Source organism: Jiangella alkaliphila (genome assembly GCF_900105925.1).
Lineage (GTDB): Bacteria > Actinomycetota > Actinomycetes > Jiangellales > Jiangellaceae > Jiangella > Jiangella alkaliphila.
Genome location: NZ_LT629791.1, coordinates 5,684,380 through 5,699,655, shown reverse-complemented (window position 1 = coordinate 5,699,655; position 15,276 = coordinate 5,684,380). Strand labels below are relative to the sequence as shown.

15 protein-coding genes and 1 pseudogene are annotated in these 15,276 nt (G+C 69.1%); 13 read left to right on the top strand and 3 right to left on the bottom strand.

The genetic code is table 11. The features are described from left to right. Positions 1 to 96: 96 nt before the first annotated feature. Entirely contained in the window at positions 97 to 780 is a 684-nt protein-coding gene (locus BLV05_RS26120) for a fasciclin domain-containing protein (RefSeq protein ID WP_046772576.1), read from the top strand. Between the two features lie 133 nt (positions 781 to 913). Continuing rightward, positions 914 to 1,189, top strand: a complete 276-nt coding sequence (locus BLV05_RS26115) for a hypothetical protein (protein ID WP_046772577.1) — start codon at positions 914 to 916, stop codon at positions 1,187 to 1,189. A gap of 37 nt (positions 1,190 to 1,226) precedes the next feature. Here the strand turns inward: BLV05_RS26115 and BLV05_RS26110 are convergent, their stop codons facing one another. Both BLV05_RS26110 and BLV05_RS26105 read right to left on the bottom strand, forming a co-directional pair. Next, positions 1,227 to 1,928 carry a hypothetical protein gene (locus tag BLV05_RS26110; RefSeq protein WP_052763131.1) on the bottom strand — a complete coding sequence of 234 codons (702 nt, stop codon included), beginning with the start codon at positions 1,926 to 1,928 and terminating at the stop codon, positions 1,227 to 1,229. Further along, entirely contained in the window at positions 1,921 to 2,499 is a 579-nt protein-coding gene (locus tag BLV05_RS26105; RefSeq protein WP_052763140.1) for a sigma-70 family RNA polymerase sigma factor, read from the bottom strand. The genes BLV05_RS26110 and BLV05_RS26105 overlap by 8 nt, the downstream gene beginning before the upstream one ends. Before the next feature lie 133 nt (positions 2,500 to 2,632). On the opposite strand from BLV05_RS26105, the gene BLV05_RS37170 reads away from it, so the two are divergent. The 10 genes and pseudogenes from BLV05_RS37170 to BLV05_RS26050 all read left to right on the top strand — a co-directional run bounded on the left by BLV05_RS37170 (position 2,633) and on the right by BLV05_RS26050 (position 10,211). Beyond that, a complete protein-coding gene (locus BLV05_RS37170) occupies positions 2,633 to 2,782 on the top strand; it encodes a hypothetical protein (protein WP_197683324.1) in 150 nt (49 codons plus the stop codon). Then, positions 2,776 to 3,330, top strand: a complete 555-nt coding sequence (locus BLV05_RS26100; protein WP_197683323.1) for a CHRD domain-containing protein — start codon at positions 2,776 to 2,778, stop codon at positions 3,328 to 3,330. The genes BLV05_RS37170 and BLV05_RS26100 overlap by 7 nt, the downstream gene beginning before the upstream one ends. Beyond that, positions 3,327 to 3,943: pseudogene (locus BLV05_RS26095) on the top strand (sortase domain-containing protein). Before BLV05_RS26100 ends, BLV05_RS26095 begins: the two are co-directional and overlap by 4 nt. Before the next feature lie 585 nt (positions 3,944 to 4,528). After that, entirely contained in the window at positions 4,529 to 4,981 is a 453-nt protein-coding gene (locus BLV05_RS26080; RefSeq protein ID WP_052763133.1) for an iron chelate uptake ABC transporter family permease subunit, read from the top strand. Next, positions 4,978 to 5,325, top strand: a complete 348-nt coding sequence (locus BLV05_RS26075; protein WP_052763134.1) for a hypothetical protein — start codon at positions 4,978 to 4,980, stop codon at positions 5,323 to 5,325. Before BLV05_RS26080 ends, BLV05_RS26075 begins: the two co-directional genes overlap by 4 nt. Positions 5,326 to 5,366: 41 nt before the next feature. Next, positions 5,367 to 6,731, top strand: coding sequence for a hypothetical protein (locus BLV05_RS26070; protein ID WP_046772579.1), 1,365 nt, complete (start codon positions 5,367 to 5,369; stop codon positions 6,729 to 6,731). A 724-nt stretch (positions 6,732 to 7,455) separates the two neighbouring features. Further along, positions 7,456 to 7,896, top strand: coding sequence for a sigma factor-like helix-turn-helix DNA-binding protein (locus tag BLV05_RS26065; protein ID WP_046772580.1), 441 nt, complete (start codon positions 7,456 to 7,458; stop codon positions 7,894 to 7,896). Next, positions 7,883 to 8,602: a GAF and ANTAR domain-containing protein gene (locus BLV05_RS26060; RefSeq protein ID WP_160312838.1), complete on the top strand. Its 720-nt coding sequence runs from the start codon at positions 7,883 to 7,885 to the stop codon at positions 8,600 to 8,602. The genes BLV05_RS26065 and BLV05_RS26060 overlap by 14 nt, the downstream gene beginning before the upstream one ends. A gap of 64 nt (positions 8,603 to 8,666) precedes the next feature. Next, the gene (locus BLV05_RS26055; protein WP_152691102.1) at positions 8,667 to 9,458 is read left to right on the top strand and encodes a GAF and ANTAR domain-containing protein; all 792 of its coding nucleotides are present in this window, start codon (positions 8,667 to 8,669) and stop codon (positions 9,456 to 9,458) included. 3 nt (positions 9,459 to 9,461) lie between these two features. After that, entirely contained in the window at positions 9,462 to 10,211 is a 750-nt protein-coding gene (locus BLV05_RS26050; RefSeq protein WP_046772582.1) for a GAF and ANTAR domain-containing protein, read from the top strand. A gap of 523 nt (positions 10,212 to 10,734) precedes the next feature. On the opposite strand, the gene BLV05_RS26045 is transcribed toward BLV05_RS26050, so the two are convergent. After that, positions 10,735 to 11,454 carry an ROK family protein gene (locus BLV05_RS26045; protein WP_052763136.1) on the bottom strand — a complete coding sequence of 240 codons (720 nt, stop codon included), beginning with the start codon at positions 11,452 to 11,454 and terminating at the stop codon, positions 10,735 to 10,737. Positions 11,455 to 11,675: 221 nt separating this feature from the next. On the opposite strand from BLV05_RS26045, the gene BLV05_RS26040 reads away from it, so the two are divergent. Further along, positions 11,676 to 14,474, top strand: a complete 2,799-nt coding sequence (locus BLV05_RS26040; RefSeq protein WP_160312839.1) for a PDZ domain-containing protein — start codon at positions 11,676 to 11,678, stop codon at positions 14,472 to 14,474. Positions 14,475 to 15,276 lie beyond the last annotated feature (802 nt).

The window sequence follows — 15,276 nt, the reverse complement described above, 5'->3', positions numbered from 1 at the left end:
ATCCGCGGCGGCGCCGGCGACGAATGGGGATCGAGTGTCGCGCCACATGAGCGACACGCGTCGGGAATTCCCCGGCGTTCAGTGAAAGGAACCATCATGAAGCTTCTGACCAGGCGAGTCCCCGTCCTGATCGCGGCGGCCGCCGCACTCACCCTGACGCTCTCTGCCTGCGGTGACGACGACGGTGACGACTCGACGGCGAGCGGCAACGGCGACAGCACCTCCGCACCCGAGGAGGAGACCACGCCGGCCGACGAGCCGGCGGACGAGATGACGGAGGAGCCGATGGCCGGCCCGGTGGGTCCGGGTTGCGCCGATTACGCCGCCCAGGTCCCCGATGGTGAGGGCTCGGTCGAGGGCATGTCCGACGACCCGGTCGCGGTGGCCGCGTCGAATAACCCGATCCTGACGACGCTGGTCGCGGCGGTGTCCGGGGGACTCAACCCCGAGGTGGACCTCGTCGACACGCTCAACGGGGCCGAGTTCACCGTGTTCGCGCCGATCGACGACGCGTTCGCCGCGGTCGACCAGGCCACGCTGGACACGCTGGCCACCGACGCGGACCTGCTCACGACGGTGCTGACGTATCACGTGGTGCCCGGTCAGTTGTCCCCGGACCAGGTGGTCGGTGAGCAGGCCACGGTCCAGGGCGACCCGGTGACGGTCGCCGGCACCCCGGACGCGCTGACGGTCAACGACGCCAACGTCATCTGCGGTGGTGTCACGACCGCCAACGCCACCGTCTACCTGATCGACGGCGTGCTCATGCCCCCGATGTGACGACCGATCCGTGTGGAGGGCGGAGTATGCGGAGCCGGTTCCGCATACTCCGCCCCTCCGTCTGGGCGAACCCGTTGCCGTCTCGGGGTCATCGCTGTTGGATGAGTGGGCCGGAGGGCCGGAGCGCGAGTTCATGACCGCGATCCTGCGTCCTGAGGTCACCGGCGGCACGCTCACCGAGGCCGAGCTCGACGCCGTCGCCGGATACCGCCGGAACCGCCGCGCCGCCGTGAAGGCTCGTCCGTCCGGCACCAGCCGTCGCCGCGAGCAGCATCTGATCCGCGCGACCCGCGACCTCGGGCACGACCTCGCCGTTGCGGGCGGAGAGACGTCGCCGGCGGTCGAGCATTCCCGCGCCGAGATCGCCCGCCTCCGCGGCCGCGTTGCCGATCGGCCACCGTCCGGCTGACCCCTGCCTGCGGGCGCCGCCGCTTACCTGATTGGCGTCAGGCGGTGGCGGGCGGGAGTTCCGACTTCATGACGGTGCCGCCGCCGGCGTCGCGGATCTCGATGGAGGCCGCCTCCTGGCGGAGGACCGCCGCGTTCATGGCGCACGTCACGGGAACGGTCGAGCCGATGAACTCGCCCGACGGGAACTCGTCGCCGTTGGCGGCGATGACCACGACGGTGAAGGTCTCGCCGGCGGGCAGTCCGTCGACGTCGACCAGCGTCTCGGTGCCCCAAGTGTGCGCGACCACCGACGCGTCGACGGCGACCCCGGACGGCTCGCCGTCGAAGCTGATCTGCTCGACGGCGCCGAGCGTTCCGGGCGGGCCGGTCGACGCGTCGTCGTCGAGCAGGTTGCCGACGACGGCGCTGCCGGCGGCACCCAGGCCGAGGAGGGCGACGGCAGCCGCGGCCAGGAGCGGGCGTGACCAGCGGCGCGGCCGGGCGGCGACGGCCGAGGGCTCGGCCGTCGCGGCGATCCGTTCGCGCAGGGCCGGTGGCGCCGGCTCGTCCAGGATCGGCCCGAGACCGCCGAGAGCCGCCAACTCGGGCGCGAACTGGTCGTACTCGACGCCGGGGTGCTCGTGCAGCAGCCGGGTCAGCTCTTGCTGCTCGGCGTCGGTGAGCTCGCGGTGGGCGCCGAGGTCGAGCAGTTCACGAGCGCGCTCGCGTCCGACTGCGGGAGACCGGTCGTCAGGCATGGATCTCGCCCACCTCCTTCAGGGCCGTCCGCAGGGACCGCAGCCCGTAGTACATCCTGGTGCGCAGCGTCGCCACCGGCACGTGCGTAACCCGCGACAGCTCCTCGTACGACACCCCGTTCAGCTGGACCTGCACGATCACCTGCCGGTGCTCGTCGGACAGCCGGGTCAGGGCCTCGGCGACGAGGAGCCGGTCGAGGCTGGCTCGGACGTTGTCGGCCCGGTCCTCGGCCCGGGTGGAGTCGACCGGGCGCGGCCAGCGTTGGCGGGCCCGCAGCGTGTCGATCACGAGGTTCCGCGCGATCGCGAACAGCCAGGTCCGGACCGTGGCGCGGTCCGGTCGATAGGTTGTCCGGGCCCGCCAGGCCCGGACGAAGGTGTCTTGAACGCACTCTTCGGCCTGGGCGCGGTCGCCGAGCGCGTGGAGCGCGAACGCGTACAGCTCCCGGCCGTGGTCGTCGTAGGCGCTCACCACATCGAACGTTCCCTCCTGCTGGCGGCGCAGGGCGACCACGCTCCTCGTCACGAGTGCCCGGGTCCGGCTCGCCTGGTCGGCGGCTGTGAGTGTCACGCGAGGGTATACGCGCGCGGGCACCGAGCCGTTCACCTTCGATGCGAACTGCCCGTGAACGCGCGCGACCTGCAGCCCGTATGCCCCCTCGAGTGGGACGGCGCCGTCGTCCCCGGACAGAGAGGTGACCACGATGACCGTCGTGACCCGCGTGGCCGGTACGGCTACCGCCGTGACCGTCGCGCTCCTCGGTCTGCCGGCGTTCGCCGCCGCCGAGACCGACGTGGCCGAGCCCGCGACGTTCACCAGCGCGTTCACCGTGCACGCCGACCCGACATGGTAATCAACCCCGACGGTGACCCGGTGCCCGGCGCGGCCGGCGGCAGCGGTGAGTTCCACTACCGCATCAACTCCGACCAAGAGATCATCTGCTACGACCTCACCACCCGCGGCGTCGAACCGCCCTACGAGAGTCCGGCGAAGACGGCGACGCACATCCACGAGGCGGTCGCCGGGTCGGCCGGGCCGCCGCGCCTGGCCTTCCCGAACCCGGAGGGTGACGGCGAAGTCCGGCGCAGCTCCGGCTGCCTGCAGGGGCCGTTCACCGCCGGCATCCTCGCCGACGGTGTCGACACGGGTGACGGCTTCAACCTGGCGCAGATCGAGGCGAACCCGGCCGGGTTCTTCGGCGACACGCACACCGCGGAGTTCCCGGCCGGCGCGGTGCGCGGCCAGCTGGTGCCGATGCCGGTCGGCGGCGTGGACAGCGGACTCGGTGGCACGGCCGACCGACCCGCGGATCGGGGGACGGACATGCTGCTGGCCGGCGTCGGCGGATTGCTGCTCGTCGGCGGTGCCGGCGCCGTCATGCGGCGGCGCGTTACCACATGATCCAATTCCGCACGTGGGCCGGTGGCCTCGGCGTGGCGGCGGCGACGATGGTCGCCGCATGCGTCGGGCCGACGGCGTCCCCGACCGAGGGGTCGCCGCCGCCGGAGCCGCCTCGCGCGGCGTCGGTGCCCGCGCCTGTGGTGGAGCCGACGCCGGTGCAGGCGCCGGTCGTCGAGCCGGTCGGCCCGGCCCCGGTGTCGGTCAGCATCGATGCCATCGGGGTGACGTCAGCCCTGGTCGAGCTGGGCCTTGATGCCGATGGCCGGATGGAGGTGCCCGCCGCCCCGGACCTCGCCGGCTGGTACGCGCCCGGCGCCCGGCCCGGCGCAGGAGGCCCAACCGTCATCGTGGGACACGTCGACTCGGTGACCGGGCCGGCGGTGTTCGCCCGGCTGAGTGACTGCGACCGGGCGACCTCGTCCGGGTCGGTCTCGCCGCCGGCGGCCAGGCGGACTACCGAGTCGAGCACCTGACCGCCCACCCCCAGGACGCCTTCCCGACCCTGGAGGTCTTCGGCGCCTTGCCCGGGGACGAGCTCCGGCTCATCACCTGCCACGGCGACTACGACGACGGCTACACGGAGAACCTGGTCGTCTACGCCGTGCGGGCCTGAAGCCCTCCCGCCGCCCGGGCGGCGTTCGATCCCGGTGAGCCTCGTGCGGCACAATGCGGGCACTCCGGACTTCGGTAGGTTGTAGCGCGTGCCGCCTCTCGCCGTGGTGTGTGGGCGGCGGCGGACCGGCGGCGCGGGTTCGGCGGCGTCCTCGCGGTGGTTGGGGCCTTCGCAGGTGCTGTTCCATCTGCTGAGTGCGGTCGATCGTGGCGCGGTGCGGCGTGCTCCGCGCGGTCCGTCTGATGCGGTTGCTCCATGGCTTCCCGCCGGCGACGCTGGTGGTCTCGATCGCCGATCGGGTCACCTGCCGGCGCTGGGTCGTCCCTCGCTCCGGGCCAGGTCTGGCGCGGTACCCCCCGGCCGCGTTGATCTGAGCGTTCCGCCGGCACGATCCATCGCGCCGGAGCCGCCGGGTGTTCCGCGGTCCGGTCGTCCGTCGACGTGCCCAGCCGAGCCTCCGATCGACCCCGCGCGGGATCCCGCCGATCGGTGACGGCCTCGGATGATGTACGAGCAGACGCCACGCCGATGAACCAGCCAACAGCTCGGCCTGGGCCTGGCCGGGCACAGCCGGAGGTCCCGCCGGTGCGCGAGCCGATGCGGTCGTCGCCACCGGCCAGCCCCGGCCGCCGGATCACCCGCACGGCCGCGGTGAAAGCGGCGATGTTCGCGCTCCTCGTCCTGGGAGTGCTGCTCGACCAGGGCTTCGTGCGCATCCCCGTCGGTGAGGTCGCCTCGGTGCTCCTGGGCGACGAGGCCAGCCGTGACATGCACGGGACGGTGATCCTCGACGCACGGCTGCCGAAGGCGATCGGCACGGTGCTGGTCGGGGCCGCGCTGGCAGTGGGCGGGACACAGATGCAGACGATGTTCCGCAACCCGCTGGCGGACCCGTTCGAGCTCGGGGTCAGTTCGGGGTGCCGACCTGGGCGCCGCGATCGGCATCGTCGGCTCCACCGGCACGACTGCGTGTTCCAGCTCGGGGTGCTGAATCAGCTCGGCGTGACCGGGGCGGCCATCAACGGTCCGGCCTTGTGATCGTCCTGGCGCTCGGCGTCGCGCAACAGGTCGCCAGCCCGGTCACCGTGCTCATCGTGGGTATCACGCCGCCCGGGCGTGTCTGGCCGCGCCCGCCACTCATGACCGCACCACACTGCGCCGATGGCTCGGTGCTGGCGGTGCTCATCAAACGCACCGTGCGCGGCGACGCTGTCCGCCGGCAGATCCTCGACGAGTCCGCGGCCGGATACGAACTCGACCCCGCCGAAGCCCGACAGCGACGAGAAGATTCGAAGCGCCTGCCGGCGCCTGACGACTACCGGCGTCGGAGGCTGCTCAGCGAGCCCAGGACGTCTGAACGCTGGATCTACCAAGTTCCCTAAAGAGGGTGTGAGCCAGTCCTGGGTGGCGGCAGGATTGCACGGTGTCCACGATCCATAAGTACGCATTCAAACGTCTCGTCGATGAGTTGTCCGACGATCAGTATCAGGCGGTGCTCCGCGCCCTGCGCGATGCACGCGTCGCACTTCCTGGGTGGACGGATCGCCTTGCGGAAGATGACTCGGAACCGGTGCCCGCCGAGAGCTTGAAGCTGCAGATGCCGCTGGACGACCTGCTGGAGGCGCTGCGGCTCGCCGGCACCGCCTCTCGTGCCCACCACATTGGCGACCCCAAGGGGGGAACGTGGATCGAGGCGGGCGATGGAACGGTCACGATCGCCGGCAGCGACGACTACGGAGCCGCATTCTGGCGCGGTGATGCACTCGTTGACGTTCCCGGGACCGTGCTGGCAGAGCGCCGTGACGTGTGGCAGATCGCCGAAGCTCTACGCAAAGGTCTCGGACGCTCCGAACGTGAACGCGCTCTCGTGCAACTCGAATCCCACGGCACGGACGGATTGCGGATCGAAGTCGAAGGCCGATGGCACCGTGCGCACCTTCTGAAACGTCGAACCCAAGGTCCCGCAATTCCGCCCCGACCCGACACCCTCATTAGAGTCGAGGATGGCCTGGCCCTGAAGTCCGCGGTCGCGCACGTAGCCGCGGCCACAGACTGGAGCGCGGCTCGTCAACCCGACGACCAGCACCGAGACTACGTCGGCATACGCGTTGACGGCGAAACCCTCTGTCTCGACGCCAACAACCGCAAAGCGGCGGCCAACAGCCACGTGCCACTGAGCGACTCCGCCGAGCTAGAGATGCTGGTCCACTACCTCTGGATACGCGAGGTCGCATCCGCGACGGCAGCCGGTCCTTCGGTGATGGGACAAGCTGAGGTGTCAGACGGCCGGCAACTGGCCTACCTCGCCGGCGGGCACTGGGCTGCCTGGCACGCGAACGTGCGTCCATGGATCCGGCGGTTCGAGCCATCGAACCATGATGATCAGATCGAAGTCACCGTGGCGCGAGACGACCTCCACCGATACCTGAACGATGCGCGACGACTTGCCGAGGCCGCAAGCGGTGGTCGCAACAGCTGGCTCGTGGAGGCCACCGTTCGCGACGACACGCTTCAGCTACGCCCACTCAACCACATCAACGGGCCGTCGATGGGTACGCATACCGTCCTCGCCGAGGCTTCGGTGGCCGAGCCCGTCGTCAGTTACCTCCACGTGGTCAGCCTCGTCGAGGCTCTCGCCGGGTTCGCGCGACAGCGAGTGACTCTTCATCTGCGAAGGGAAGCAAAAGACGCCACTACCTACGTGACCACTGCCGGTTTCCGGCCGGGCGACCGGCCACCTGCGGTGCGAGCGACAAGGATCTACTCTCCCGACACCCAAGACACATGAGCGATCGCCCGCGTCGCCGGCTGCCACCCGCGACATCCGACGCGCCCGGTTCGGCCAGTTGCGCAGGGGACTGACGGCGCCTCCTGAGGAGCGGAACTGTCAGTGGCGGCGACCCTCATCCAGCCGAGGTTGATGGTGAAGGTCCGGGTCGGTTGTCACTGCCGGTCGCGGCCGCGACCGACGCCGAGGACCAACCCAGCAGCTCATACGCGTATCCGGTCGCGCGAGCATGTCGTCCTACGAGCAGCACATCCTGCGCCACCCTCTTCTGCCCATGCCCGGTTGCGGACGCCTGATGAGATGCCGATCACAGGACCTGCGACGACGTCGATCTCTCGAACGCCGTCGTCTCACCGTCGGCGTACCGGCCGAGCAGGTGGCCGCGATCATCGGTGCACTTTGGACGCGGCCGCGGACCGCTGGCACGCACATCCCGGCACCGGCCGCCCTTCCATGGGCGTTGACACCGGTTTCGCGGAGCTGACACGGCTGGTGGAGGTCTTCGGTGCCACTGGGCGGGTTCGAGGCGCGTGACGTGAGGTATCGTCAGCTGTGTCGTGACGCGTTGACGTCATCGCTGCCCCGGACCCCGGTGCCACTTGAGTGAGTGCGGGGAGCGGGGCATATGTCAGTCGAACGCGCTTGGCAGCAGGCGTCCGCGGCCGGAGTCGATGAGCCAACGGCTGAACGAATTTGCGACAGTCATGGTGCGGCCCTCTTCTCGTTGGCCCACTTCGTCCTGCTGGACCGTGCCGACGCGCAGCGTGCGGTGGTCAGTGTCATCGCCGATGTGTGTATCGAACGCGACGTGGCCCGCGACGAGGTCGGCATGCGTCGGCGTCTGGCCTATCTCATCTTCGTCCGTTGCCTGGCCTCCAGGGCGACGGTCGCGTCGTTGACGGCGGAGCGCGCTGAGTCACCGAACCCGGGGGGTCGTGGATCCGCGCGGGCGATGATGGCGAGTCTGGGTTCGCTCGCTGGTCAGCAACGTGCCTCGATCGCGTTGGTGCGCTTCGGGGGCTTCTCCTACCGTGACGTCGCGATCCTGCTCGATCTGCCGGCGGGCGAGGTGGCGAGGCTCCTGGCAACGGGTCTGCGGGAGCTCGCGTGGGCGGGTTCGGCGTCGCCGGGCGGAGGCGAGCAGGATGGCCGTGGACGCGACTGACTTACGCACGCTGCTCCCGTCCGACACGGTCGTGCTCGCCCGGTTCGCCGGCGACCTGCACGACCAGCGTGACGTCGAGAAGGCCGCCGAGCTGATCCTGGCGTTCGCCGTACGGTCGATTCCCTGCGACTACGCCGGTCTCATGCTCGACGGCAGGAGAGCCGTCGACCGTGTCTGGGTCTCTGCTCCGTGGCTGCGGCGGGCCGATCAGCTCCAGGTCGATCACGACGACGGGCCGTACCGGTCGAGGCTCGACGGGCAGGGCGGCGTGCGGGTCCTGGACACCGCCCTTGACGGGCGGTGGCCACGATGGAGCCCGCAGCTGGCCGAGCTCGGGGTGCGCAGCGTGTTGTGCCTCCGGGTGAGCGACGGGCGTGTCGCCATCGGGACGATCATCCTCTACGCGCTGGAGCCGGGTCGCTTCGATGCGCGCGAGGCCGCGATGGCGCACATGGTGTCGCGGCATGCGGCGATCGCCATCGACACCGCCCAGCATGAGGACAAGCTGCGCCGGGCAGCGGAGCTGCGCGGGTTCATCGGCCAGGCCCAGGGCATCTTGATGGCGCGGTTCGGTCTGGACTCGGTTCAGGCCTTCGCGATCCTGCGCCGCGCCTCGCGGGAGTGCGACATCAGTGTGGGGGAGGCGGCGCGGCTGTTGGCCTCGACTGGTGAGCTGCCGGCGAACGTCGCCGAGATCGGGGCATGAGGTCGGTCGCAGGATCGACGAGTGTTTCGGCGGCGCCGCCGGGGTGCGCACCGCGTGTCGCGCTATGGTCGGCGCCAGCGGTGTGTCGCCCGGCGTGCCGGCCCGAGCGGTGGAGGGCGGTGTGGCCGGAGTGCGTGCGCCCCGCGTGTGGCGGATCATCCTCGAGTCCATAGCCGCCACCAATGGCGACCAACGCAATGTCCTGGACGCGTTGTGCCTGGCTTGTTCGAAATCGTTGCCGGTCAGCGGCGTCGGACTGGCGCTGATGACCGAGCGCGGCCACGAGGGCACTGTCACCGCGACCGACGAATCCGCGGCGGTGATGGAGAATCTGCAGGAGACCTTGGGTGAGGGGCCCTGCCTCGACGCGTCGCGGTGGGCACGTCCGGTCCTGGAATCCGACCTCGCGGCGGCCGGAACCACACGGTGGCCCGTGTTCGGTCCGGCGGCGATCGAGGCCGGAATCGGCGCCATCTTCGCGTTCCCGTTGCACGTCGGCGGCATCCGGCTCGGCGTGCTCGACCTGTATCGGGCCACGGCCGGTTCCCTGAGCGAGGACGAGTTCGCGGAGGCGCTGGCTTTCTCTGACGCCGCGACGACCGTCCTGCTGCACCTGCAGGACAAGTCGCCGTCGGAGTGGTCGCTGCACCCTCAGCTGGACGATGCCGTCGAGAGCCGGCGTGAGATCCACCAGGCCACGGGGATGGTCTCCGTGCAGGCCGGCGTGAACCTGACCGAGGCGCTACTGCTGCTCAGGGCCCGCGCCTACGCCAGCGAACGGTCGTTGGCAGCCACCGCCGCAGATGTGGTGTCTCGACGGCTACGCATCGGACCCGAAGAAGGCGAGAATGAGTAGGCCATGCCCGGCGCAGCCGTTGCCGATCAGCCAGGAAGGTTGAAGCTTGTGCACAGGGAACGAGATCTGGCCCACGTGTTCGTGGAGCTTGCGGACACGCTGGTGGACGACTTCGACGTCATCGACCTCCTGCAGACGTTGGCTGAATGCAGCGTGGAGTTCCTCCAGGCAGACGCCGCTGGACTGATGCTGGCCGACCAGCGGGGCCAGTTGCAGGTGCTCGCATGCACCAGCGACCAGGTCAGGGTGCTGGAGCTGTTCGAGCTGCAGAACTCCGAAGGACCCTGCCTCGACTGTTTCACGACCGGTGAGCCCGTCGTCAACGTCGACCTCGCAGATGTCGCGACGCGTTGGCCGCGGTTCCATGCGGCCACTGCCGACAGTGGGTTCCGATCGGTGCACTCGCTGCCCATGCGCCTGCGCGGCCAGATCATCGGTGCGATGAATCTGTTCTGCACGCATCAGTCCACGCTCAGCGATGACGACATCACCGTCGGCCAGGCGCTCTGCGACGTGGCGACGATCGGTCTGCTGCAGGAACGCACGATGCGCCAGGGCGAGGTGCTGGCGGAGCAGTTGCAGGGGGCCCTCAACACCCGCGTTCTCATCGAGCAGGCCAAGGGCGTGCTGGCCGAGCGTCTGAACCTGGCTCTCGAGGACGCGTTCACCCTGATGCGTGCGCATGCACGCCGAAGCCAGCAGCGCCTCACCGATGTCGCACGGACCGTGATCGATGGATCTGCCGAGCTCTGAGACGTCGATGAGCAGCCCCTGGGACGCGTAGAACCGCGGCGCCCGAGCTGGTGGGGTGCGCGACCGCCGGGATCAACCAGCACCGAAGATGCGCAGGTAGAACCGGCTCGACCCAAGCGATCGGCTCCGCGACGGATCCACGGGGACGCGGCGGCGGAAACGCTGAAACGAACGCCCGCTGGGTTTCGTGGCCCGAGCGCCCAACGGGGGCAGACGCCCGGGCCTGTCGGCCTCAACGAAAGGCCGTTGACCCTGGCCGACATCACCAGAGTTCTCCGCATGGTTGCCTTCGTCAACGACTGGTTCGTTCCAATCCAACGATTCACGAGACCACCACAGTCGCAGGGGTCGGCCCCCGAATCACGCCGGCCCTCGCATCACGGGTCGGACTGATGGCGATGGCACTGACTCGCTGGGCGAAGGGCGGGTCTGTGCCTCAGGAGCCTGCTGAACTGAAACGCCACCACCATCGGCACCATGCCCGCCGCCCGCAGTCCTTCTCGGGGGACCCGCGACCTGGTCTTCATCCTCGACGATCAGAATCGCATGCCGCGACTCTGGCGCGTCCGGCTGCGGTGTAGACGTCCAGGAGGCGCCGCTCGGCATCGGAGAGCGCGAGCCGCACGGCGCCGAGCGCGACGGCGTCGTCACCGAGCTGCGAGAGCTCCAGCCGGGGTGTCACCAGCGCGCGCCGGGTGAGGTGACGCCGCAGGCTGTCCAGCACCGCGTCGCCGGCCAGGGCGACGCTGCCGCCGATGATGACGAGTTCCGGGTCGATCGCGGACACGAAGGAGGCGAGGCCCCGTGACAGCCGGGCGCAGGCCTCGTCCACCGCCTGCAGCGCCCGAGCCTCGCCGCCGGCTGCGCCGTGGGCGCCGCGGTGCAGCTCTCCGTGCACCAGCACGGCCGCGCCGACCCGGGCGCCCCATTGCACGAGGATCAGGTTCTCGGCGGCACCGCCGGCGCCGTTCCAGCGCTCGGCCATCACGGCGAGGTTGACGTCGTTCTCGACCCGGACGGAGCACTCGACGCTGCGCCGGAACAGGCCGCCCAGCTCCAGCGAGCTCCATCCGGGTATCGACGGCGCCTGCACGACGGCGCCGCGCTGCTCGTCCACCACGCCAGGCGTGCCGATGCCCACCGCCGCGAGTGCGGTCGACGGGACGGGCACCGCGTCGAGTGCCTGCCGCATCGTGGCCGTCACCTGCTCGAGCAGCTGGGCGTGGGTGCTGGCCTCCTCCACGTCACGACGAGGGGGCTTGGGAGCTGATGCTCCAACGTCCCGGTCTCGCGGCCGCCCGACCATCCAGGTGCTTTGATCGGATGTATTGACAACCACGCGACGCACGTTGACGTCCATCGCGCGGTACCGCTAATGTCATGACGGAAAACATCCGATGACTTGGCCTCAGAGTGGAGAGCATCGTGATCGGTTGGATGTCTGTTCGGCAAGGTGGTTCGTTGGTGGCCGGCGCGTCGCTGCTCGCCGGCCTCGTGGGCGGGCCGGCCGCAACACAGCCTGCCGTGTCGGCTCCCGACTCCGGCCCGCAGCGGTTGCTGCACGTCGCGCCCGATGGTCAGGACCGTGGTCCAGGCAACGAGCGGCATCCCTACCGGACGCTGGAGCATGCCCAGCAGCAGGCCCGCGGGTGGCTCAGCCGTGGCCTCACCGTCAACGTGGTACTGCACGAGGGCGTGTACCGGCTGACGGAAACGCTCCGGTTCGACGCTCGAGACTCGGGCAGGGACGGCGCGCCTGTGCGCTGGACGTCCGCACCCGGTGCGGACGTCACGGTCACGGGTGCGACGGAGCTCGCCGAACCATGGACACCGTTCCGGGACGGCATCTACGTGGCCGAGGTGGGTACCGGCCGAGACTTCGATCAGCTCTATGTCAACGGGGAGCGGCAGGTACTGGCGCGTTATCCCAACATCGATCCCGGCCAGCCGGTACTCGACGGCTACGCCGCCGACGCGCTCTCCCCGCAGCGAGTGGCGACCTGGTCCGATCCCACGACCGGCTACGTGCGTGCTCTGCACTGCAACGACTGGGGCGGCAACAGCTTCCGCATCGACGGCGTGAACGCCGACCACACGCTGCAGCTGACGTGGGTAGGCGACAACAACCGCAGCAACTGCATGCACGGCAGCAAACGCGTCGTGGAGAACATCTTCGAGGAGCTGGACGCGCCGAGTGAATGGTTCTACGACGCGCAGACCGGCGAACTCTACTTCTACCCGCCCGCGGGCCTCGACGTCTCGACCGCCACCGTGGAGGGCGCGGGACTGGACGAGCTGATCACAGTCACGGGCGCCGGCGCGGCCGAGCCGGCAGGTCACCTCAGCTTCGAGGGCATCACCTTCACCGGCACTCACCGGACCCTGTTCAACAGCGAGTACGAGCCGCTCCTGCTCGGCGACTGGGCCATCGTGCGCAAAGCGGCGGTCCGGCTGAAGAACGCCGTCGACGTGTCGGTATTGAACAGCACGTTCTCGCAGGTCGGCGGCAACGCGATATTCGTCGACGGCTACAACTCCGGTCACCGGATCGCCGGCAACCGCTTCGAGCACTCCGGCGCGAGCGACGTCGCCGTCGTGGGCTGCACCTGCTCGGTGCGGAACCCTCGCCACTGGAACGGGCTGTCCGACCCGGGCACTGACGTTCCCATCACCGATCTCGCACCAGGCCCAAAGACCGAGGACTATCCGCGCGACGTCCGCATCGAAGGCAACGTCATGACGGACATGGGCGTCTTCGAGAAGCAGACCTCCGGCGTGCAGATCTCCATGAGCGAAGGCATCGAGGTCATCGGCAACACCGTGCACCACGGCCCACGAGCCGGGATCAATGTCAACGACGGCACGTGGGGCGGCCACCTGATCGCCGACAACGACATCTTCGATATGGTCCGCGAGACCGGCGATCACGGTCCGTTCAACTCGTGGGGTCGCGACCGTTACTGGTCCTTGCGCGCCGACGACGCGACGAAGAAGCAATACGCATTGCTCGATGCGCAGCAGCCGACGGTCATCCGGCACAACCGGATCTGGCACGACTCGGAGTGGGCGATCGACCTCGACGACGGATCGAGCAACTACATCATCGAGAACAACATCATGCTCAATGCGGGCTTCAAGCTCCGCGAGGGATACCGCCGCGTGGTTCGCAACAACATCGTTCTCGGCGGGTCGGGCCACTTCCACGTCTCGTATCCCGACAACGACGACCAGATCGTGACGAACATCCTCGCCGGCGCCGACCCCTACCAGTTCATCCAGTCCGACCCCGGTGCGAGCAAGACCGTCTACGACCGCAACGTGTTCTGGAACGACGGCAACGCGGTCGCCGACATCGATGCCGCCTGGCTGGCCCGTGGCCTCGACGTCGACTCCGTCATCGCCGATCCTCAGTTCGCCGCGGGCAACCCGTGGGAGGACCCGGCGATGAGAGACTTCCGAGTGAGCGAGGCGTCACCGGCCATCGACCGCGGATTCGCCAACTTCAGCATGGACTTCGGCGTACCCGGCGCCCCGCAGCCGCCGCCGATCGCCTGGCGGCTACCTCCTCCCGGAGTGATCGGCACAGTCGACGCACAGCCCGAACCCTTCCTCGGCGCCACGGCCACCGGCATCCATTCCGAGGCGCTGAAATCATCGGTGGGCCTCGGCGACCGCAACGGCCTGTATCTGTCCGTGGTGCCGGCGGACTCCCCCGCGCACGCCGCCGGCCTCCGCAGCGGCGACGTCATCCGCACGGTCGCGGGCGTAGAGGTCGGCGACCGCTCGACATTCTGGCGAACCTGGCTGACACGAGCTCCGGGTCAGCCGGTGGCGCTCGGCGTGTGGCGCAACCAAGCCATGACGTCGATGTCGGCACAGCGGCCCGCCGATGTCGAGATCGTCAACGACACGGCAGGCGTGACGTACACCGGAGGCGGCTGGGACTGGAAGAACGCCGCCCGCGGCGGCGCCGGGTCCAGCCACGACGACCTGTGGGCCACCCAGACCAACGGCGAATCGTTCGAACTCAGCTGGAACGGCACCGGACTCGACCTCATCTCGCAGATCAACAGCGACGAAGGCGACATCGACATCTACCTCGACGGGCAGTTCCTGCAGACCATCAGCGCCCACAACGACACCCGCGTCTACCAGCAGACCATCCTCGATATCCGCGACCTGCCCGCCGGCGAGCACACGCTACGCGGCGTCAAGACGAACGGCGACTACATGATCGTCGATGGCTTCAGGCTGTTCGGGTAGTCGGCCGCTGCAGATCTCAACACGTATGCAACTTCTCCAGGTGAGGGGTGATCTACCCGGCGACGTTCGAGCCGGCCCCCCGAGAGGCCTGTGCGCTGGTCCGTCATGCCACCTGGACCCTTCTTGCTGACGGCCGATCACATTGACCGGGGCACGTCCTCGACGGCGAAGCCGCGCTGTCTCACGCCGGTGAGTATCTCGCGCAAGCTCCCGCGGCCTGGCCGACTCCGAACCTTGGCGCTGCAGGACCACGTCGTTCAAGGCATCCGACAGCCGGATCGAGCTGTTCGCAATCCGGTGGCTCACCTAGCCGTACACAGGTTGCGAGCACGGATGCGGTCGGGCACCGTGGTGGACGTCGCCGGTCCGTGTCTGATCCGAAGGTTGCCGGTTCCCGGCAGCGAGGGGAGGAGCGCAGTGCGTGTCGCCGTGACTGGTCATCGATGCCTTGACGAGGCGACTACGGGCCTGATCAGCCACGCCATTCGCAAGCACCTCGCCACGATCGACAGACTCGTGGGGATATCGTGTCTGGCTGAGGGTGCTGATCGTGTCTTCGCTCGCGCCGTCCTCGACGTCGGCGGTCGACTGGTGGTCGTCGTTCCATCGGCACCGCGACCTTCTACCGGTGAGTAGCCGGTGCGACTACGATGCACTGCTCAACCGTGCCTTTGATGTGGTTCGCCTTCGATTCGAAGAGTCCGATCCGCAGGCGCATCTGGCGGCCAGTAGGCACATGCTTGAGCGTGCTGACGAATTGGTCGCCGTCTGTAATGGCCGACCGGCGTGCAGGCTCGGTGGA

Bases quoted from the DNA above. Each gene is read 5' to 3' on its own strand.
- BLV05_RS26050 (WP_046772582.1), top strand. From the start codon at position 9,462: ATGCCCGGCGCAGCCGTTGCCGATCAGCCAGGAAGGTTGAAGCTTGTG.
- BLV05_RS26120 (WP_046772576.1), top strand. From the start codon at position 97: ATGAAGCTTCTGACCAGGCGAGTCCCCGTCCTGATCGCGGCGGCCGCC.
- BLV05_RS26115 (WP_046772577.1), top strand. From the start codon at position 914: ATGACCGCGATCCTGCGTCCTGAGGTCACCGGCGGCACGCTCACCGAG.
- BLV05_RS26055 (WP_152691102.1), top strand. From the start codon at position 8,667: ATGGTCGGCGCCAGCGGTGTGTCGCCCGGCGTGCCGGCCCGAGCGGTG.
- BLV05_RS37170 (WP_197683324.1), top strand. From the start codon at position 2,633: ATGACCGTCGTGACCCGCGTGGCCGGTACGGCTACCGCCGTGACCGTC.
- BLV05_RS26110 (WP_052763131.1), bottom strand. From the start codon at position 1,928: ATGCCTGACGACCGGTCTCCCGCAGTCGGACGCGAGCGCGCTCGTGAA.
- BLV05_RS26100 (WP_197683323.1), top strand. From the start codon at position 2,776: ATGGTAATCAACCCCGACGGTGACCCGGTGCCCGGCGCGGCCGGCGGC.